The sequence below is a fragment of the Alistipes sp. DJF_B185 genome (assembly GCF_964250025.1).
GTDB classification, from domain to species: Bacteria; Bacteroidota; Bacteroidia; order Bacteroidales; family Rikenellaceae; genus Alistipes; species Alistipes finegoldii.
The window spans coordinates 278,028-298,391 of sequence record NZ_CAXUDY010000002.1 but is presented as its reverse complement, the minus strand read 5'-3'; the positions used below and the strand labels follow the sequence as shown (position 1 = coordinate 298,391).

General features: G+C 61.0%; 13 protein-coding genes. 8 read left to right on the top strand and 5 right to left on the bottom strand.

The window, feature by feature from the left end:
• Nucleotides 1–12: 12 nt before the first annotated feature.
• The 4 genes from ACESTR_RS04480 to ychF form a co-directional block, all read right to left on the bottom strand.
• On the bottom strand, nucleotides 13–759 hold the full coding sequence (locus ACESTR_RS04480) for an NUDIX hydrolase (protein ID WP_009597979.1): 747 nt from the start codon (nucleotides 757–759) through the stop codon (nucleotides 13–15).
• 310 nt (nucleotides 760–1,069) lie between these two features.
• Nucleotides 1,070–2,128, bottom strand: a complete 1,059-nt coding sequence (locus tag ACESTR_RS04475) for an aldose epimerase family protein (RefSeq protein ID WP_279063350.1) — start codon at nucleotides 2,126–2,128, stop codon at nucleotides 1,070–1,072.
• Nucleotides 2,128–3,660 carry a glutamate--tRNA ligase gene (gltX, locus tag ACESTR_RS04470; protein ID WP_195559758.1) on the bottom strand — a complete coding sequence of 511 codons (1,533 nt, stop codon included), beginning with the start codon at nucleotides 3,658–3,660 and terminating at the stop codon, nucleotides 2,128–2,130. Before gltX ends, ACESTR_RS04475 begins: the two co-directional genes overlap by 1 nt.
• 47 nt (nucleotides 3,661–3,707) lie before the next feature.
• On the bottom strand, nucleotides 3,708–4,808 hold the full coding sequence (gene ychF / locus ACESTR_RS04465) for a redox-regulated ATPase YchF (RefSeq protein ID WP_009598048.1): 1,101 nt from the start codon (nucleotides 4,806–4,808) through the stop codon (nucleotides 3,708–3,710).
• A 466-nt stretch (nucleotides 4,809–5,274) separates the two neighbouring features.
• Here ychF and ACESTR_RS04460 point away from each other — a divergent pair, with 466 nt between their 5' ends.
• On the top strand, nucleotides 5,275–7,749 hold the full coding sequence (locus ACESTR_RS04460) for a beta-glucosidase (protein WP_130063107.1): 2,475 nt from the start codon (nucleotides 5,275–5,277) through the stop codon (nucleotides 7,747–7,749).
• A 184-nt stretch (nucleotides 7,750–7,933) separates the two neighbouring features.
• On the opposite strand, the gene ACESTR_RS04455 is transcribed toward ACESTR_RS04460, so the two are convergent.
• Complete coding sequence (locus ACESTR_RS04455) at nucleotides 7,934–9,112, bottom strand: xylose operon transcription regulator XylR (RefSeq protein WP_278713971.1); 1,179 nt, start codon at nucleotides 9,110–9,112, stop codon at nucleotides 7,934–7,936.
• Nucleotides 9,113–9,423: 311 nt separating this feature from the next.
• Here ACESTR_RS04455 and ACESTR_RS04450 point away from each other — a divergent pair, with 311 nt between their 5' ends.
• The 7 genes from ACESTR_RS04450 (at nucleotide 9,424) to ACESTR_RS04420 (ending at nucleotide 20,331) form a co-directional block, all read left to right on the top strand.
• On the top strand, nucleotides 9,424–12,336 hold the full coding sequence (locus ACESTR_RS04450; protein ID WP_278713970.1) for a GH92 family glycosyl hydrolase: 2,913 nt from the start codon (nucleotides 9,424–9,426) through the stop codon (nucleotides 12,334–12,336).
• Nucleotides 12,337–12,348: 12 nt separating this feature from the next.
• Nucleotides 12,349–13,188, top strand: coding sequence for an endonuclease/exonuclease/phosphatase family protein (locus ACESTR_RS04445; RefSeq protein ID WP_373178889.1), 840 nt, complete (start codon nucleotides 12,349–12,351; stop codon nucleotides 13,186–13,188).
• Nucleotides 13,189–13,196: 8 nt separating this feature from the next.
• Complete coding sequence (locus tag ACESTR_RS04440; RefSeq protein ID WP_014776143.1) at nucleotides 13,197–15,128, top strand: alkaline phosphatase; 1,932 nt, start codon at nucleotides 13,197–13,199, stop codon at nucleotides 15,126–15,128.
• 10 nt (nucleotides 15,129–15,138) lie between these two features.
• Nucleotides 15,139–16,752, top strand: coding sequence for an MGH1-like glycoside hydrolase domain-containing protein (locus ACESTR_RS04435; RefSeq protein WP_373178888.1), 1,614 nt, complete (start codon nucleotides 15,139–15,141; stop codon nucleotides 16,750–16,752).
• A gap of 16 nt (nucleotides 16,753–16,768) precedes the next feature.
• Nucleotides 16,769–17,773, top strand: a complete 1,005-nt coding sequence (locus ACESTR_RS04430; protein WP_039940285.1) for a metallophosphoesterase family protein — start codon at nucleotides 16,769–16,771, stop codon at nucleotides 17,771–17,773.
• Nucleotides 17,774–17,783: 10 nt separating this feature from the next.
• A complete protein-coding gene (locus tag ACESTR_RS04425; protein WP_302576311.1) occupies nucleotides 17,784–18,605 on the top strand; it encodes an ROK family protein in 822 nt (273 codons plus the stop codon).
• An 82-nt stretch (nucleotides 18,606–18,687) separates the two neighbouring features.
• A complete protein-coding gene (locus ACESTR_RS04420) occupies nucleotides 18,688–20,331 on the top strand; it encodes a beta-N-acetylhexosaminidase (RefSeq protein WP_373178886.1) in 1,644 nt (547 codons plus the stop codon).
• The last annotated feature ends 33 nt before the right edge of the window (nucleotides 20,332–20,364 follow it).

The following is a 20,364-nucleotide window of genomic DNA, read 5'->3' as shown; positions in this document are numbered from 1 at the left end:
TGTTGTTATGGATCAATACCTCCAGTTGTTGATGAATCCCAGCTTCAGCTTCGCCTTGAGCGCCTTTTTGTAGGCGTTTTTATTAAAGGTATAATATTGCGCCGGCTTGTGGGCTACGCCCTGTTCCCGTTCTGCGGTCGGGGTCAGAAACCCCGACGCGAGTATCTTCTTGCGGAAGTTGCGGTTGTCGATTTCGATGCCCAGCACTGCGCTGTAGAGGTTCTGGAGCGCGCGGATGGTGAATTTGCGTGGCAGCAGTTCGAAAGCCACGGGCGATTGCAGCATCTCGCGGCAGAGAACCGCCAGCGCCGCCGAAAGTATCTGCTTGTGGTCCATCGCCAGCCGCTGGATCGAATCGACATCGACCCATTGTGCGCCCTTGGCCGTGGTGTAGGCGACGGTACGGGTGTCGAGCTTCACCAGCGCGTAATATCCCACCGTCACCACGCGTTCGGTCCGTATGCCGTGATAGCGGTTGATCCACTCCAGCTCCTCACCGCTCACCCGGTTGGGATCGGAGAATATATCCATCTGTTTGAGGTATACGTCCCGCAGTCCGGTGGCCTCTTCGAGCACACGGTAGGCGGCCTGCGGCAGCGTCTCGTTGTCGAGAATCATGGCGCCCGGCAGTTTGAGCTTGTCGAGACGGGTGTCGGGGGCATAGTAGCGCCGCTCGATCAGCAGCACTTTGAGCGACTTGCCGTTGAAACCGAACACGGCGCAGTCTACCGACAGCGATTGGTTCATCTGGATGGACATGGGGCTGGTTTTAGGTTGCAGACGTAAAATTATCCATTCGGCGGATGAAAAACAAACTTACGGCCATTTTTACGCTAACTGTTCGGCGCGTATGCGCCCCTCGGCCCGGTGAGCGTCCGATTACGGGCGTCGGACAATAGTCGCTTTTTTACGCTAAGTCATTTCCGGCTGCACGGCGGATCATAAATAACGCGGATAACGCATTAACGCGGGCGTATGCCCGCGTTAATGCGTTATTGCTGAGCAGCGTATCTGCCCGTATCCGGCCGGTGCCGGGAGTTTGTTTTGGTTGCGCGCGGTTCTCCGCCGCCTATGCGAAAGTCCCGAACCGGAATACGATCTTCTGGCAGTAGGTTTCGCCGGGTCTGAGCAGCGGCGACGGGAATTCGGGGTGGTTGACGGCGTCGGGGTAGTTCTGACACTCGATTGCCACGCCGTCGTAGTCGTTGTAACGGCCGCCCGACTTGGTTTCGGGGCATCCGCCCGCGAGCCAGTTGCCGGTGTAGATCATCACGCTGGGCTGCGACGAAAGCACCGTCACGCAGCGGCCCGAAGTCTGTTCGCGCAGACAGCCGACCTCGCCCAGAATGTTGGGCTTCCAGCCGTCGATGACGAACGGGTGGTCGTATCCCTTGAAATCGCGGATGTGGTTGAACTCCGAGTCGATGCCGGGGCGGAACGGACGGAATTCGCGGAAGTCCTGCGGCGTGCCCGCTGCGTCGAGCAGCCGGCCTGTGGGAATCTGCTTGTCGTTCATTTCGAGCACCTGCGAGCTGTTCAGGCGCAGCTGGTGGTCGAGGACCGACCCGCTGCCTTCGCCCGCAAGGTTGAAATAGACGTGGTTGGTGAGGTTCACCACCGTCGTTTTGTCCGTCCGGGCCAGATAGGTTATTTCGAGCGAGTTTTCGTCATCGAAATCGAACGCGGCCTCGACGTTCAGTTCGCCGGGGTAATTCTGGTCGCCGTCCTCCGAAAGGAGCGACATGACCACGCGGTTGGTCTCCACACGGCTCTCCCAGATGCGGTTGGCGAAGTTCTTCGTGCCGCCGTGCAGGTGGTTGGGGCCGTTGTTCACTTCGAGCGCGTACTCCTTTCCCTCGACGGTCATGCGGCCGAAAGCGATGCGGTTGGCGCAGCGGCCCACGCTCTTGCCCGACGCGGCTCCGTCGAAGAAGTAGCCTTCGGGATGCTTGTAGCCCAGCACCACGTCGGCCATGCGGCCCTCACGGTCGGGCATCGTGACGGAGACGATGGCGGCCCCGAAATTCGAGATTTTCACTTCGGCGCCCTTATCGTTGCGCATCGTGTAGAGGATGATGGCTTCGCCCTCCGGCGTCATGCCCCATACGTGTTGTTCGATCTGTACCATTATTCTGCGGGTTTTAAGGTTGCGAGGATATGGTCGATGCGGCGCAGGGTCTCTTCGCGGCCGATGAACGCCGTGACGTCGTACATGCCGGGACCTTTGCCCGCGCCTACGAGCGCCAGCCGCAGCGTGTTCATCACCTGTCCCATGCCGTATCCCTTCTCTTCGATCCAGCCGTGGACGATTTGTTCGGTGTTCTCTTTCGAGAAGTCGTCGATCGAGGCCAGTACGCCGCGCAGCTCGCGCAGGATTTCGGGGTTTTGGCCCTTCCAGTACTTCCGGGCCTGCTTCTCCTCGTATTCGGCCGGCGCCGTGAAGAAGAACGACGTGAGGTCCCAGAGGTCGGTGATGAACGTGGCGCGCTCCTTCATGATGCCTGCGGCCCGGCCTGCGACCTCGTCTGCGACTTCGATGCCGTGGTCGCGCAGGATGGGCTGGAACAGCGCAGCCAGCTCGGCGTCGCTCTTGTGGTGCATGTATTGGGCGTTGAACCATTTGGCTTTGTCGGGCTGGAAGCGTGCGCCCGATTTCGAGACGCGCTCCAGCGAGAAGCTGTCGATCAGCTCCTGCATCGAGAAGATCTCCTGCTCGGTGCCGGGGTTCCAGCCGAGCAGCGCCAGCATGTTGATGAACGCTTCGGGGAAATAGCCGTCCTCGCGGTAGCCGCGGGCCGTTTCGCCCGTCGGGGAGGTCCAGAAGAGCGGGAATACGGGGAAGCCCATCTTGTCGCCGTCGCGCTTCGAGAGTTTGCCGCCGCCCGTGGGTTTGAGGAGCAGGGGCAGGTGGGCGAAGCGGGGCTGACGCTCCTGCCAGCCGAAGGCCCGGTAGAGCAGGTAGTGCAGCGGCAGCGAAGGCAGCCACTCCTCGCCGCGGATGACGTGCGAGACTTCCATCAGATAGTCGTCCACGATGTTGGCGAGGTGGTAGGTGGGCAGTGCGTCGGCCGATTTGTAGAGCACCTTGTCGTCGAGCGTCGAGGTGTTCACCTCCACATGGCCGCGGATCAGGTCGTCCATTTCGACGGTCTGGTTTTCGGGCATCCGGAAGCGGATCACCCACTGGTCGCCGCGTTCGATGCGGGCCTTCACTTCGTCGGCCGGCAGCGCCAGCGACGTGGCCAGCTTTTCGCGCACGGCATAATTGTAGGCGAACGCTTCGCCGCGCTCCTCGGCTTCGCGGCGCAGGGCGTCCAGCTCTTCGGCGGTGTCGAAAGCGTAGTAGGCCCAGCCTGCATCGACGAGCTGGAGGGCGTATTTGAGGTAGATTTCGCGGCGTTCGCTCTGGCGGTAGGGGGCGTGGGGACCTCCCGCGCCGACGCCTTCGTCGATCTCGATGCCGCACCATTTGAGCGATTCGAGGATATACTCTTCGGCGCCCGGCACGAAACGCTGCGAGTCGGTGTCCTCGATGCGGAGGATCATCACACCGCCGTGCTGACGGGCGAAAAGGTAGTTGTAGAGGGCCGTGCGGACGCCGCCGATGTGGAGCGGCCCCGTGGGGCTGGGTGCAAAGCGCACTCTTACGGGTCTGGACATAATGATATGCTGTTTATATATTGTTCCGTGTTTGGTCTCTCTTCGGGTCAGACGTTGAACAGGAAGTGCATGATGTCGCCGTCCTGCACGACGTACTCCTTGCCTTCGACGCCGATCTTGCCCGCGTCGCGGCAGGCTTTTTCCGACCCCAGCGTCACGTAGTCGTCGTATTTGATCACTTCGGCGCGGATGAATCCCTTCTCGAAATCGGTGTGGATGACGCCGGCTGTCTGCGGGGCCTTCATGCCGCGGACGTAGGTCCATGCGCGCGACTCGTCGGCGCCGGTGGTGAAGAACGTTTCGAGGTTGAGCAGTTTGTAGGCCGATTTGATCAGGCGCTCGACGCCCGACTCTTCGAGGCCGAGGTCTTCGAGGAACATCTGCCGCTCCTCGTAGCTCTCCAGCTCGGCGATGTCGGCTTCGGTGGCGGCGGCGACGATGAGCATTTCGGCTTTTTCGTCGGCGATGGCCGCACGGACCGCCTCGGTGTAGGCGTTGCCCGTAGCGGCGCTCTTTTCATCGACGTTGCAGACGTACAGCACCGGTTTGTCGGTCAGCAGGTTGAGGTCGGCGACCAGTTTGCGGTCCTCCTTCTCCAGTTCGACCGTGCGGGCGCTGCGGCCCTGTTCCAGCACCGATTTGTATTGCAGCAGCAGTTCGACCTGACGTTTGGCGTTCTTGTCGCCGCCCACGGCCGCCTGCTTCTGGGTCTTGCCCAGCCGGTTTTCGATCGTTTCGAGGTCCTTGAGCTGCAGCTCGGTGTCGATGATGCCCTTGTCGCGCACGGGGTCGATCGAGCCGTCCACATGGGTGATGTTGCCGTTGTCGAAGCAGCGCAGTACGTGGATGATGGCGTGCGTGTTGCGGATGTTGGCGAGGAACTTGTTGCCCAGTCCTTCGCCTTTCGACGCGCCTTTGACCAGTCCGGCGATATCGACGATTTCGATGGTGGTCGGAATCACCCGCTTGGGTTTGTCGATCTCGGCCAGCCGGACGAGCCGCCGGTCGGGGACGGTGATTACGCCCACGTTGGGTTCGATGGTGCAAAAGGGAAAGTTCGCCGCCTGCGCCTTCGCGTTGGACAGGCAGTTGAAAAGGGTCGATTTGCCGACGTTCGGAAGACCCACGATGCCACACTGTAAAGCCATTGAATTATCTTGTTTGTTTCGAATCGGTTGTCTGCGGCCCGGAGCGTTCCGTACGGACGGCGGTTGTCGCGTGTCCGGCATCTTCCGCGCATCCTGCACCGCAGACGGTGCGGGCGACGGTTGCTGCGTGTCCTGCGCATTAAGCGTGTGCGGACGGAGGTTTGCGTGCGTTCAGCATCCGCTGCGCGTCCTGCGCGGACGTCGGCGATGCTGCCCGGCAGCATCCGGCGGGAACTCTCCTGCGGGCCGAAGCGCAAAGATACTAATTTCTTTTCATATATGTATTGGCTCGCTCTCCGATGATGAAAAATATTGCTCCGGTTCGGGGTTTCCGGTGGTGCGGGCGTGTAATTATGGTGAGCGGTGCGGCCGGACGGAGGTTTCGGTTCGGAAGTTTTTGTTTCCGATCCGATGCTTTTCGGAATATTTTTATTTTCTTTGCATAAACCATTAAAACTTCAACCCGATGAAAAAAACTCTTGTTGCCGTGCTGGCGTTCGCATTCGTGTCGTCCGCCGCTGCACAGCCGATCCCGCCGCAGGCCAAAGAGCGCGCCGCCGAACTGGTCGGACAGATGACCCTCGATGAAAAAATCGATTATATCGGCGGTTACAACGAATTCTATATCAGGGCCGTTCCGCGTCTGGGCATTCCCGAAATCCGGATGGCCGACGGTCCGCAGGGCGTACGCAACAATACCCGCAGTACGATGTTCCCCTGCGGCGTGGCTGCCGCGGCGACTTGGGACCGGGCGCTGGTGCGCGATATGGGACGCGGTCTGGGGCAGGACGCCCGCGCCCGCGGCGTGCATATCATGCTGGGACCCGGCGTCAATATCTACCGTTCGCCCTTGTGCGGCCGTAACTTCGAGTACTTCGGCGAGGACCCCTATCTGGCGTCGGAGACCGCCGTGCAGTATATCGAGGGTATGCAGTCCGAAGGGGTTATGGCGACGATCAAACACTTTGCGGGCAACAATCAGGAGTGGGACCGTCATCAGGTGAGTTCCGATATCGACGAGCGCACGCTCCACGAAATTTATCTCCCGGCCTTCCGCAAGGCGGTCGAGCAGGCCGGCGTGGGCGCCGTGATGTCGAGTTACAACCTTGTCAACGGCCAGCATGCGACCGAGAACGAGCAGCTTGCGGTCGATATTCTGCGCGGGATGTGGGGCTTCGAAGGAATCTTCATGTCCGACTGGAACGCCACCTATTCGGCCGAGGGCGCCGCCAACCGGGGACTCGATCTGGAGATGCCGAGCGCCCGGTTTATGAACGCCCGCAACCTGCGTCCGCTCATCGAATCGGGCGTGGTGTCGGAACGTACGATCGACCTGAAATGTCAGCATATCCTCCAGACGCTCATCGCGTTCGGATTTTTGGACCGCCAACAGCTCGACCCCGCTATTCCCGAATGCAATCCCTTCTCGGACGCTGCGGCGCTCGACGTGGCGCGCGGGGGCGTGGTGCTGCTCAAGAACGACGGGGCTTTCCTGCCGCTGACCAAACAGCGCGATATCGTGGTGCTGGGACCCAATTCGGGCAATATCCCGACGGGCGGCGGCAGCGGTTTCGTGCATCCCTTCTCGACGGTTTCGGTCGGCGAGGGCATGCAGATGATGGGCAAGAAATACAAGGTGACGGTTTTGGGCAATCTCCCTTCGGCGAGCGATATGGCCGCTCAGGGCATGGTCTACACCTCGGCCGACTGCAAAACGCCGGGACTCAGGGGCGAGTACTTCGCCAACAAGCATTTCGAGGGAACTCCCGCGCTGACGCGCGTCGATACCAAAATCGGCTTCAACTGGAAGGATAAGGCGCCGGCCGAAGGGCTTCCCGCCGACGGCTTCTCGATCCGCTGGACCGGCGTGTTCGTTCCCGAATCCGACTGCACGGCTTCGCTGGTCATGCGCGGCGACGACGGTTACCGGCTCTTCGTGGACGGCGAAGAGGTGCTCGCCGACTGGGGCAACCACAGCGCGACGACCCGCAAGGGGAGCGTCGAAATGAAGGCCGGCCGGAAATACGCGCTGCGGTTGGAATATTTCGACAACGCTTCGTCCGCCGAGGTGTCGTTCGGCTATATGACCGCCGATCCCCGCGCCGAGGATGCCCGGATCATCCGGGCCGACGCCGTGATCTACTGCGCCGGATTCGACAACACCAACGAAAAGGAGAATTCCGATCGGACCTTTGCGCTGCCCGAAGGACAGTCCGAAGAGATCGCCCGGCTCTCCGCGCTCAACGAAAATCTGATCGTGGTCGTCAACAGCGGCGGCGGTGTCGATTTCTCGACGTTCGACGATAAGGCTAAAGCGATTCTGATGGCGTGGTATCCCGGACAGCAGGGCGGTCAGGCGATCGCCGAGATCGTAACGGGGCGGATCTCGCCCAGCGGCCGCCTGCCGATCTCCGTCGAGCGCCGCGCCGAGGACAATCCGACGCTGGGCAGCTATTACGAGAATGTGGCGCGCACCCACCGCAAGAACACCCTGCAGAAGCGCGTTACTTATAATGAAGGCGTGTTTGTCGGCTACCGCGGTTACGAGCGCAGCGGGGTGAAGCCGCTCTATCCCTTCGGTTACGGACTGAGCTATTCGACGTTCGAGTATTCGGACCTGAAGGCCGAGAAGCGCGACGGCGGGGTGGTCGTGTCGTTCGCCGTGAGGAACACGGGCGGTATGGACGCCGCCGAGGTGGCACAGGTCTATGTGGGCGACGTCGAAGCCAGCGTGCCGCGTCCTGCCAAGGAGTTGAAAGGTTATGAGAAAATCTTCCTGAAGAAAGGCGAACAAAAGCGCGTCGAAGTGACGCTGACCGACGAAGCTTTCCGCTTCTACGATATCTTCTCGCACGGGTTCGTGACCGAGCCGGGCGACTTCAACATCTTCGTGGGATCGTCGTGCGAGGATATCCGCCTGCGGGGCGGTGTGACGCTCTGACCGCAGGACGGTCGAACAGAACTAAGCAGCGGCTTTGCGGAGCCGCTGCTCTTTTTTTTTGCGCATGGATTTGCGGGGCGGGTATGACAGTTGGCCGTATAATTAATGAAACCGGCGGAAAAGACAGGAGGGGAGGCATTGGGAATTCGGGCGTCCGGATATTGGGAACGGCCCGCCGGGCGGATTACCGTCTTTTGGGCGCGAACTGTTCGCGGTATTCCGAGGGGGTGATGCCCTTGAGCTGGCGGAAGGTGCGCGAGACGTTCTTGATGTCGGAGAACCCCAGCTCGGCGGCCGCTTCGGAGACGCTCTGGCCTTCGCAGAGCAGCTGCATCATCTTTTCGATGCGGACCTGTATGATATAGTCGTAGATGGAGGTGCCCATGCTCTTCTTGAAATGGGTTTCGAGCAGGCGGCGCGACAGGGGGACCAGTTTCACGAGTTCGTTGACCGTGATTTTCTGGCTGATGTTCTCATGGATGTACCGCAGCACTTCGGCGATGTGCGGATCGTTGTTGGCGTAAATGTCGGTCGATTGCCGCGTGACGATGTGGGTCGGCATCACCATGACGTCCTCCCACTCCGCTTCGGGGTTGCGGATCAGCCGGTCGATCAGGCGCGCCACGTCGTAGCCGCCCTGCTCGACGCCCTGATTGAGCGACGAAAGGTTGGGGGTGGAGAGCTTGCAGATCGTCTCGTCGTTGTCCACGCCCAGAATGGCGATGTCGTTCGGGATGCGGGAATTTCCCCCCCCCTCGATCTGCAGGCACGCCTCGGTGATATGATATGCTTGGTTGTCGTCGCACGCCATGATCGCCACCGGCTTGGGCAGCGACTGCAGCCACGTGATGAGCTGCGTCGAGTCGTAGTACCACAAATCGTTCTGGGCGCTGCTGCGCAGCGACGAAAAGGTGAATTCGGGATTCGCCGCCTCGATCGTCTCGCGGAAGCCCTGACAGCGTTCGTCCGAGAAGTCGATGCCCCGCGTGCCGTAGAAGGCGAAGTTGCGGAAGCCCTTTTGCAGAAAATACTCGGCGGCCATCCTGCCCGCCGAATAGTGCGGTCCGGTGATGTTGGGGATGGTGGTGAAGCGTTTCTTGAAGTCCTGTGCGATGGCTATGATCCCGTTTTTGCGGAACAGTTCGACGTTGTCGGTGTTGTAGAACTGGCCGATCACGGCGTCGGCCTTCATGCGCACGGCCCACTCCACGACGGCTTCGATGCCGAATTTGTCGCGTATCGACAGCGGCAGGCGGCACAGGCTCCATGCCTGCGCCGTGTCGTGCGCATAGCGCGCCATGCCGAGGAGCAGTTCTCGTGCGTACGCTTCGGAAAAGTCGGTCAGGAAAATTACGCGTGCCATCGTTCGGGTAGTGTCCGTTCGACGGTAAAGGTAGCTTTTTTTTCGGAAATCCGGGCGGTTTCTGCGATTTTTCGGCGGCGGATCGGGGCGTTTCGGGGGCGCCGGGCGGGAAATGACGGTTCTGCGCGATTTGAGGAAGTAAAAGCGCAAATAGCCACGGCAGGGTGCAATCGCTTCTCTATATTTGTATGACCTAAACTGCGACCGGCTTCGGACAGACGAAGAGAGAAGGGCGCGGAGTTGCAATATCGCTCCGGAATCCGTACCTTTGATTTGTATTTTCCGGACGGTTCGCACTACCGACTACTGTTATGACCAAAAAACTTACCCTTCTGCTGCTGGCCCTCGCGGCCCTTGGCTGTTCGCCGCGGTCCGCCGATCCCGTCGATTATGTGAACCCGTTCATCGGCACCGGATTCCACGGTCATACCTATCCGGGCGCCACCACGCCTTTCGGCATGGTGCAGCTGAGTCCCGACACCCGCGCCGGCAACTGGGACGCCTGCGCCGGCTACCATTACAGCGACACGACGATCGACGGCTTTTCGCATACGCACCTGAGCGGTACGGGATGCGCCGACCTTGCGGATATCCTGTTCCATCCGACCACGCGCGAAATCGTGATCCACGACGGCGAGTGCGTCTTGCAGCCCTATTTCTTTTCGCATGACGACGAGCGGGCTTCGTGCGGCTACTACGCCGTGACGCTGCCCGACGAGAATATCGGGGTCGAACTGACCGCCGCGCCCCGTACGGGCGTACACCGCTATACCTTTACGGGCAAAGGTCCCCGGCAGGTGATTGTCGATCTGCTGCATACGATCACCGAGGAGAAGATCGACCTGTGCGAACTCCGCCGGACGGCTCCCGGCGAGCTGGCCGGCATGCGCCGCACGCAGGGGTGGGTGCCCGATCAGTATGTATTCTTCGCGGCCCGCTTCTCGGAGCCGTTCGCCGACGTGCAGCTGTTGGGAGACAAGCAGGCCGTGCTGACCTTCGTGCCCGACGTGCGGACGCTCACGATCGCCGTGGGACTGTCGTCCGTCAGCGTCGAAAACGCCCGTATGAATTCGCTTGCGGAGGTTCCCGAACTGGATTTCGACGCCGTGCATGCCCGCGCCGTCGGGCAGTGGCGCAAAGCGCTGGGCGACATCGTCGTCGAAGGCGGCTCGCGCGACGAGATGATCAACTTCTATACGGCGCAGTACCATACTAAGCTGACGCCCAACCTGATGAGCGACGTGAACGGCGAGTACCGCCGCCACGACCAGACCGTCGCGCGGATGCCCGAAGGGGAGTCTTACTACTCGACGTTCTCGCTGTGGGATACTTTCCGGGCGTGGAACCCGCTCCAGACGATGGTCGATACCGCGCTGGTAAACGACATGATCCGCAGCATGCTCGACATGTACGATTCAACGGGCGAACTCCCGATCTGGCCGCTGGCTTCGGGCGAGACGGGCACGATGATCGGCTACCACGCCGTGTCGGTCATTGCTGACGCCTATCTGAAGGGAATTCGCGGCTATGACGCCGACAAGGCGCTGGAGGCGATGATCCGTTCGTCGAACATCAATAAGAAAGGTTCGGATTATTATACGGCGCAGGGGTATATTCCCTCCAATATCAAGCGCGAATCGGTCTCCTGTACGCTGGAATACGCCTACGACGACTGGGCGATCGCTCGCATGGCGCAGGCCATGGGCCGCGACGACGTATTCGGGGAATATGCGCGGCGGGCGCTCAACTATGTGAATGTTTTCGACGGCTCGACCTGCTTTTTCCGCGGTCGTCAGTCCGACGGCAACTGGTCCGCGCCCTTCGAAGAGTTCGCTACGGGCCGCGACTATACCGAGGCCACGCCGTGGCACTACCGCTTCTTCGTGCCGCACGACGTGAACGGCCTGATCCAGCTCTTCGGCAGCCGCGAAGCGTTCATCCGCGAAATGGACCGGCTCTTCACGCTCGAATCGGATGAAATGCAGCTCGACGTGAGCGACGTGACGGGCCTGATGGGGCAGTACGCCCACGGCAACGAGCCGAGCCACCATATGGCCTACCTCTATAATTATGTGGGACAGCCGTGGAAGACGCAGGAGCTGACGCGCCGCTTGCTGCACGAGATGTACGCCCCGACGCCCGAAGGCATCATCGGCAACGAGGACTGCGGCCAGATGTCAGCGTGGTACGTCTTCTCCAGTCTGGGTTTCTATCCCGTATGTCCCGGCTCGAACGAATTCGCGCTGACCGCGCCCCAGTTCCCGAAAGCCGTCGTGCGGCTGGCCAACGGCCGTACGCTGACCGTTACGGCCGACAATCCGCGCCGCAGCGTCTATATCGCTTCGGTGACGCTCGACGGGAAGCCGATCGACCGGAACTACATCACCTACGACGAGCTGATGCAGGGCGGCGAGCTGCACTTTGCGCTCCGGCCGCGCCCCGATTACGAACGCGGGACGGACGATGCGGCCGCGCCCCATTCGCTGACCCGCGGCGAGGTGGTTTCGATTCCCTATACCACGCAGAACGTGAGCCTGTTCACCGAGCCGCTCGCCGTCGCTCTGGCGACGACGACCTCCGGAGCGGAAATCCGCTATACGCTCGACGGCTCGGAACCCACCGAAACGTCGGCGCTCTACGCCGCTCCCGTGCCGGTGGACCGTTCGCTGACGCTCAAGGCCAAAGGATTCAAACCCGGCGCTGCGCCTAGTCGTACGCTGACGCTCGAAGCCGAGGAAGCGGTGTTCCGCCGGGGTATGCCCGCAGAGACCGCCACGCGTCCCGGCGTCGCCTACAGCTATTACGAAGGCGTTTTCTCGTGTGTGAACGATATTCGGAAGGGAAAATACGTGTCGTCCGGCACGATGCCTGCGCCCTCGATCGCCCAAGCTCCGCAGGAGGACCACTTCGCCTATGTCTTTACGGGATTGATCCTCATTCCGGAGCGGGGCGTTTGGGAGTTCATGACCAAGAGCGACGACGGCAGCGTGCTGATGATCGGCGACCGTAGGGTGGTGGACAACGACGGGTCCCACGCTTCGGTCATGGCGACCGGACGCGTGGCGCTCGAAGCGGGACTGCACCCTTACACGCTGCTCTATTTCGAGGATTACGAAGGACAGGACCTCGCGTGGGGCTGGAAAGCGCCCGGAGCGGAGGGCTTCGAAGCGATACCCGAAGCGAACCTGCGCATGACGGATTTCAGGGGAATTAGTTTTGATTAAAAATATGGAGCTATGAAACGATTGATCTATCTTCTTGCGGCGGTTGCGTTCACCGCCTGCGGCTCGGCGACTTCGCTCAGCGTGATGACCTTCAACATGCGTTACGACAATCCCGAAGACGGGCAGAACAACTGGCGTTTCCGCCGCGAACGGATCGCCGGGGTGATTAAGGCGCAGGAGGTCGACGTGCTGGGCACGCAGGAGCTGCTTTCCAACCAGTTCAATGATCTGAGCGGTCTGCTGACCGGGTATCAAGGAGTGGGCGTCGGACGGCTGGACGGCGCCGAGTCGGGCGAATACTGCGCCGTGTTCTTCAGGAAGGACCGCTTCACGCTGCTCGATTCGGGAACGTTCTGGCTGAGCGAGACCCCCGAAGTGGTGGGGTCGCTGGGATGGGACGGCGCCTGCGAGCGAATCGCCACATGGGTCGTGTTGCGCGACAGGGACGGCCGGGAACTCTTCTTCATCGACACCCATCTCGACCATGTCGGGCAGGTGGCGCGCGACGAGGGCGTGAGCCTGCTGATGAAGCGCATCGAAACCCTGAGCGGAGGACGTCCTGTGATCCTGACGGGCGACTTCAATTCGGAACCCGGATCGTCGGTGGTGGCCCATGTGCAGAAGGACGGCGTGCTGCACGACGCGAAGGCGATCGCGGCGCAGCGGTCGGGAACCGACTGGAGTTTCTCCGATTTCGGACAGATTCCCGAAGCCGAGCGTCCCCTGCTGGATTATATCTTCGTGAGCGGCGACATCGAAGCCGTCCGCTATGAAGTGCTGCCCGACACCTTCGACGGCGGCTATGTTTCCGACCACGCTCCGGTGATGGCCGTTGTCAAAATCGCTAAATGACTCCGACGATGAAAAGGATACTGAAAAGCTGGCTGCTGGCTGCGGCATTGTGCTTCTGCGTAACGGCTGCGGCCGAACGGCCCGTGCTGATCCATTCGCACAACGATTATTGCCGCCGCGCTCCTTTCTGGCAGGCGTACGCTCAGGGAGTCTATTCGATCGAAGCCGACGTGTTTCTGCACGACGGTAAACTGCTGGTCGGACACGATGTCGAGGACCTTTCGCCCGATATGACTTTCGAGTCGCTCTATGTCGAGCCGATCGTGACGCTTTTTAAGCGTAACGGCGGCCGTGCATGGAAAGATTCGGACGAGCAGCTGCAACTGATGGTCGAACTCAAATCGGCGACCGAACCGACGCTGCAGGCCGTTACGGCGCTGCTGGGCCGTTATCCCGAAGTCTTCGACCCGACCGTGAATCCCGAAGCCGTGCGTATCGCCGTTACGGGACGGGTTCCTGCGCCTGCGGATTTCGGCAAATATCCCGCCTATGTCCGTTTCGACGGCAACTGGGAGGTCGATTACACTCCGGCCCAGCTGGAACGTATCGCCCTTGTAAGCGCCGATTTCAAGGATTATTCGCAGTGGAACGGCAAAGGCTCGATCATTCCCGTCGAGCGCGTGAAGCTGGAAAAGATCATCGACCGCGCCCACGGCTGGGGCAAGCCCGTGCGTTTCTGGGGCGCTCCCGAAGGAACGACGGTCTATTATACGTTCTACGACATGGGGATCGACTACATCAACACCGACCGTCCGGAGGTCTGCGCCGGATTCTTCGACGATTTCGGCAACAAGAATTTCCAGATCGGCCAGCGCCGTACGTCCGTCGGTGGCGTGACCGGCACGAAGCGTCTGGACAAGACCACGCGCGATTTCAGGGGATTTCAGAACGATAAACTGCAGCTCACCGAGGGTATCGACGTTTACACGCCGACCTATCGAAACGACGGCGGCAGGGGGAAAGTCAAAAACGTGATCTACCTGATCGGCGACGGCATGGGCCTTTCGCAGATCGTGGCCGCGTTTTATGCCAACAAGGGGCTTTCGACGCTGCAGATGAAGTATATGGGCCTGCAGCAGAATAATGCGCTGGATGCCTTCACGACCGACTCGGCCGCGGGCGGCAGTGCGCTGGCGACGGGCGAACGTCACGATAACCGCCATATTTCGATGAGTTCCGAAGGCGAGCCGTATCCTTCGCTGAGCGACTTTTTCCATGACAAGGGGATGCCGGTGGGCGTGCTGACGCTCGGCAATGTCGCCGATGCCACGCCGACGGCCTTCTACGGACATTCGGTCGAACGCGACAACGCCGACGAGCTGACCCGCTGCCTGATGGACGGCCGCGTGGACCTGCTCTGCGGCAGCGGCATCCGCGAATTCACCCGCCGCAGCGACGGCGTGGAGCTGATCTCCGAGCTGAAAAAACAGTATGACTTCGTGCGTTCGGTCGACGAGATCAAGGCCCGGAAAGGCAAGGTGATCTGCATTGACGAGACGATGGACGATGCCGCCGAGCAGGCCAACCTCACCTTGCTGGCCGACGCCACGAGGGCTTCGATCGCCAAACTGCAGGAGCAGGGCGGCAAAGGCTTCTTCCTGATGGTCGAGGGCGCCAAGATCGACTATGCCGGCCATTCGCGCTGCCTGCCCGGCTCAATTATCGAAATGCTGAGCTTCGACCTCGCCGTGGCCGAAGCGCTGAAATTCGCCGACCGAAACGGCGAGACGCTCGTCGTGGTCACGGCCGACCACGAGACGGGCGGACTGGTGCTGGTGGACGGCGACGAGCGGACGGGCCGCGTGATGGGCGTCTATGTCTCCGACGACCATACCCCCGCGATGCTTCCCGTATTCGCATACGGTCCCGGAGCCGACAAGTTCTGCGGTACGTATATGAATACGGAGATCGCCCGCAGGATCAAATCGCTGATAAAATAAACCGCATATTATGACGCTACGCAAACAAATCGCGGCGCTTCTGCCGCTGGTCTTCGCAGCGGGAGCGGCCGGAGCGCAGGGCCTTAAATCGGGTCCTTACGAGCTGCCTTACAAGAATACCTATGTAAAGGAGGTCTTCGTGGCCGAAAACGAATTCCGGACCGCCAAGCCCGAAACCATCAAGCCCCGTTCGTTCGCCGAGGCCCGCAAGATCCTGCCCGCACCCGTGTGGGAGGGGCACGACAAAGAGATCGAGATGTACTGGCATGCTTGGCGGATCGCCGTGGGCAACATCCGCCAGCCGCAGGAGGGATCGGAATTCGTCTCGCCGTATCTGGATATCGCCTACAACGGCAATATTTTCATGTGGGACGCCTCGTTCATGATGATGTTCGCCCGCTACGGCTACCGCTTCTTCCCGTTCCAGCGTTCGCTGGACAACTTCTATGCGAAGCAGCACCCCGACGGCTTCATCTGCCGCGAAATCCGGGCCGACGGCTCCGACTGTTTCGAGCGTTACGATCCGACTTCGACCGGCCCGAACCTGCTGCCGTGGGTCGAGCTGACGTACTACCGCCAGTTCGGCGATATCGACCGCCTGCACAAGGTCTTCCCCGCGCTGTGCGCCTACGCCAAATGGTGGCGGCTCAACCGCACGTGGCCCGACGGCACCTATTGGTCGAGCGGCTGGGGAACGGGCATGGACAACATGCCCCGCGTGAAGCCCGAATACAACCCGATCTTTTCGCACGGACATATGGTCTGGCTCGACACCAACCTGCAGCAGATGCTGGTAGACGAGTCGCTGCTGAACATCGGTTTCTATATCGAACGCTGGCAGGAGATCGAGGATATGGAGGACGAGATGAAGCGGCTGCGCGCCTATGTGAACGAACATCTCTGGGACGAGCGGACGGCTTTCCTGTACGACCGCTACGGCGACGGAACGCTCTGCACGACCAAGGGAATCGGCGCATTCTGGGCTTTGCAGGCCGATGCGCTGGACAAGGAGCGGCTCGACCGCATGGTGGCGCATCTGAGCGATACGACCGAGTTCGACCGTCCGCACCGCGTGCCGTCGCTCTCGGCCGACCATCCGAAATACAATCCGCTGGGCCGCTACTGGCAGGGCGGTGTATGGCCCGGTACGAATTACATGACCATCGACGGCCTTTACCGTAAGGGCTATCACGACCTTGCGCGGGAGATCGCCGCGAACCATTACGCCGCAGTCTTCGAGGTGTGGAAGAATACCGGCACCTTCTGGGAGTACTACGCCCCGGAGAAGATCGAACCCGGATTCATGGCACGCAAGGACTTCGTGGGCTGGACCGGACTTCCGCCCATCGCCGTCTTCATCGAGTATATCCTCGGCGTGAAGTCGGATTACTCCGAAGGCCGCATCGTGTGGGACATCGACCATACCGAGGCCCACGGCATCGAACGCTATCCCTACGGGCCGGACGGCGTCGTGGGGCTGAAGGTCAAACGGCGCGCTTCGGCCGGCGAGACGCCCTCCGTGAGCGTTGAGACCAACGTGCCCTTCGACCTGACGGTGACGTGGGGCGACGGCCGGAGCCGTACGGTCCGCGTGGAGAAGAGCGGCAGCGTGAAACTGAACTGAGCAACCCAACCTGCTTATGAAAAAGATAACGACACTTATGTGCGCCGTTGCCTTGTGGTGCTCGGCGCAGGCGCAGAGGCCCGCTCTGGAATTCAACGGGGAGGGGAAATTCAAGATCGCGCAGTTCACCGACGTGCACCTCGATCTGGGGAATCCCTACCGGCAGGCGCAGGCGGAGAAGACGATCGCTCAGATGCGTTATATCCTCGATGCGGAGCGGCCCGATCTGGTCGTCTTCACGGGCGACGTGGTGACGGGAAAACCTGCCGCCGAAGGGTGGAAGCGCGTGCTGGCGCCCGTTGCGGAGCGTAACCTGCCGTTCTGCGTGGTGCTGGGCAACCACGACGCCGAACAGGATATTCCGCGCGCCGGAATCGGCCGCATCGTCACTTCGTATGCCGGGACGCTCAACACGCTGAACGCCGACGGCGAACTGGCCGACGTGGTGCTGGAGATCGCCGGGAAGAAATCGCCTGCGGCGTTGCTTTACTGCCTCGATTCGCACGACTATTCGACTGTCGAGGGTATCGACGGTTACGGCTGGTTCACGCAGGATCAGATACGCTGGTACCGCGACCGGAGCGCCGCCTATACCGGGGCCAACGGCGGGAAACCGTTGCCGGCGCTGGCCTTTTTCCATATCGCCCTGCCCGAATACGTCGCGGCGTGGCGCAATCCCGACAATACGCATATCGGCCGCGCCGCCGAGGACGAGTGTCCGGGCGAGCTGAATCCCGGCATGTTCGCGGCAATGGTCGAGAGCGGCGACGTGACGGGGGTGTTCGTGGGGCATGACCACGACATCGACTACGTCGTTGCCGAGAAGGGTATAGCGCTCGGATACGGACGTTTTTCGGGCGACGATACGACCTACAACAACTTGCGCCCCGGCGTGCGTCTGCTGGTGCTGACCGAAGGCGAACGGGGCTTCGAGACGTGGATTCACGAGCGCGACGGACGGATCGTCGATCACGTGGAGTTCCGCGACGGCAGGATCAGCAAAGTCAAGAACAGCAATTAACAGACAAGAGATGAGAATAGGCGTGGATTTGGGCGGCACGAACGTGCGCGCCGGCCTTGTGAAAGACGGACATATCGTGCGGCTGCTTTCCGAACCCTGCAAAGCCGACCGTCCCGAAGGGGAGGTGGTGGATCATATCGCATCGCTTATCGGGGAGCTTATGCGACCTGAGGTGTCGCGGATCGGTATCGGCGTGCCGTCGGTGGTGGACGCCGCGCGGGGAATCGTATATAATGTGGTGGGCATCCCTTCGTGGCGCGAGGTTTACCTCAAAGACCTGCTCGAAAAGCGTTTCAGCGTGCCGGTGCATGTCAACAACGACTGCAACTGTTTTGCGCTGGGCGTCTGCCGCTTCGGCGAGGCGAGCGCATTCAGCGACGTGGTGTGTGTGGCGCTAGGCACGGGCGTCGGCGCGGGAGTCGTGATCGGCGGGAAACTCTACTGCGGCCGGGATACCGGGGCGGGGGAGATCGGAAGCATCCCGTATCTGGACCGGGATTACGAATACTATTGCAGCAGCCGCTTCTTCGTGGACCGCGGCACGACGGGCAAGGAGGCTTACGAGCGCGCCGCGGCGGGCGATCCCGAAGCGTTGGCGCTCTGGCGCGAGTTCGGGGGGCATGTCGGCCAGCTGGTGATGCTGGTGCTTTATACGTACGACCCCGAAGCGATCGTCTTCGGCGGCAGCATCGCCCATGCGTTCGGCTTTTTCCGTGAAGCGATGTACGAACAGCTGAAACGGTTCCCCTATGCCAAGACCGTCGAGGGACTGCATATCTGCTGTTCGAATATCGACCACGTAGGACTGCTGGGAGCTTCGGCCTGCGAATAAATGACGCGGTGCTTTGGCGAAATCCGTTTTTTCGTTATATTTACCGGGTAAGTTGCACCGAAACCCACGAAAACGATCCGATATGAAGAGACTTTTACCTGTTTTGGCATTGTTCGCCGTATTGTGCGGCTGTTGCAGTTGCGGCAGGGTGATTCCGACCGACGGCGAAGTGGCCGTCGTGCCGCTCCCGGAGCATATCGTGGAGGGGCAGGGCACCTTCCGCCTGACCTCCGACGCCGAGGTGGTCCTGCTGTTCGACGACGAGCGTCTGGCCGGCGTGACTGCCGCGCTGAACGAGGTGCTGATGCCGCTGTTCGGCCGCGGCCCGCGGGTAAGGCATGCCGACAAGGCCGCGGACCATGCGGTGAACGTCACCCGCGACGAGACGATGCCTGCGGAGGCCTACCGCCTTTTCGTAACTCCCTGCCGGATCGATATCGTCGCCGGAGGAGCGCAGGGGGCGTTCTATGCCGTGCAGACGCTGCGCCAGCTGCTTCCGGCGGCAGCGTACGAAGCCGACGACGTGCGGGCCGTCGAACTGCCCGTCGTCACGATCGAGGACAAACCGTGTCTGGGTTACCGGGGCATGATGCTCGATGTCGGCCGTCACTTCTTCACGGTCGATGAGGTGAAGGAGGCGCTCGACATCATGGCCCTGCACAAACTCAACGTCTTCCACTGGCATCTGACCGACGATCAGGGGTGGCGCATCGAAATCAGGAAATATCCGAAACTCACCGAAATAGGTTCCGTACGCAGCCGTACGCTGATCGGCCGCGATCCGGGCGGCACGTACGACGAGAACTGCAAATTCGACGAAACGCCTTACGGCGGTTACTATACGCAGGATGAGATCCGCGACGTGGTGAATTACGCTGCGGAGCGTTTCATCACGGTGATTCCCGAAATCGAATTTCCGGGGCATGCCGTCGGGGCGCTGGCCTCCTATCCGTGGCTGGGCTGTACGGGCGAGCAGTACGAAGTGCGCCAGACGTGGGACATCGACGACCGGGTTTTCTGCATCGGCAAGGAGACGACGTTCGAATTCATCGAGGGGGTGCTCGAAGAGGTGTTGGAGCTGTTTCCTTCGGAGTATATCCATATCGGCGGCGACGAGTGCCCGACGGTGATGTGGAAGAAATGCCCGCATTGCAAAGCGCGCATGAAGGCCGAGCGGCTGAAGCGGCCGCGCCGGTTGCAGAACTATGCCACGGCCCGCGTCGAGAAATTCCTCAACGCCCACGGACGCAGGCTGATCGGTTGGGACGAGATACTGGAGGGCGAAGTGACGCCGACGGCCACGATCATGTCGTGGCGGGGCGCCGAAGGCGGCATCAAGGCTGCGAAGATGGGCAACCACGCCATCATGGCTCCGACGACGCACTGCTATCTGGACTATTACCAGACGCGCGATACGGCTGGGGAACCGCTCGCCATCGGCGGTTATCTGCCTGTGGAGAAGGTCTATTCGCTCGATCCTTTCGAGATGCTGACGGCTGACGAACAGCGCTGTATACTGGGCGTGCAGGCCAACCTCTGGACCGAGTACATCGCCACGTGGCCCCATGCCGAATACATGCTGCTGCCGCGCCTGAGCGCGCTGGCCGAAGTGGGGTGGAGTCTCGACCGGAAGGATTACGGCGACTACCTGCGCCGCGTACGCCGGCTGGCGAAGATTTACGACGCCTGCGGATATAATTATGCGAAACATATCTTCGGGAAGTGACATGTTTTCCGCAGACGGAATAGGGGGACGATG

Excerpts from the sequence above, each read along its gene's own strand:
- ychF (WP_009598048.1), bottom strand. The coding sequence starts at position 4,808 with ATGGCTTTACAGTGTGGCATCGTGGGTCTTCCGAACGTCGGCAAATCG.
- ACESTR_RS04480 (WP_009597979.1), bottom strand. The coding sequence starts at position 759 with ATGTCCATCCAGATGAACCAATCGCTGTCGGTAGACTGCGCCGTGTTC.
- ACESTR_RS04440 (WP_014776143.1), top strand. The coding sequence starts at position 13,197 with ATGAAAAGGATACTGAAAAGCTGGCTGCTGGCTGCGGCATTGTGCTTC.
- ACESTR_RS04430 (WP_039940285.1), top strand. The coding sequence starts at position 16,769 with ATGAAAAAGATAACGACACTTATGTGCGCCGTTGCCTTGTGGTGCTCG.
- ACESTR_RS04425 (WP_302576311.1), top strand. The coding sequence starts at position 17,784 with ATGAGAATAGGCGTGGATTTGGGCGGCACGAACGTGCGCGCCGGCCTT.
- gltX (WP_195559758.1), bottom strand. The coding sequence starts at position 3,660 with ATGTCCAGACCCGTAAGAGTGCGCTTTGCACCCAGCCCCACGGGGCCG.
- ACESTR_RS04445 (WP_373178889.1), top strand. The coding sequence starts at position 12,349 with ATGAAACGATTGATCTATCTTCTTGCGGCGGTTGCGTTCACCGCCTGC.
- ACESTR_RS04420 (WP_373178886.1), top strand. The coding sequence starts at position 18,688 with ATGAAGAGACTTTTACCTGTTTTGGCATTGTTCGCCGTATTGTGCGGC.
- ACESTR_RS04475 (WP_279063350.1), bottom strand. The coding sequence starts at position 2,128 with ATGGTACAGATCGAACAACACGTATGGGGCATGACGCCGGAGGGCGAA.
- ACESTR_RS04460 (WP_130063107.1), top strand. The coding sequence starts at position 5,275 with ATGAAAAAAACTCTTGTTGCCGTGCTGGCGTTCGCATTCGTGTCGTCC.
- ACESTR_RS04450 (WP_278713970.1), top strand. The coding sequence starts at position 9,424 with ATGACCAAAAAACTTACCCTTCTGCTGCTGGCCCTCGCGGCCCTTGGC.
- ACESTR_RS04435 (WP_373178888.1), top strand. The coding sequence starts at position 15,139 with ATGACGCTACGCAAACAAATCGCGGCGCTTCTGCCGCTGGTCTTCGCA.
- ACESTR_RS04455 (WP_278713971.1), bottom strand. The coding sequence starts at position 9,112 with ATGGCACGCGTAATTTTCCTGACCGACTTTTCCGAAGCGTACGCACGA.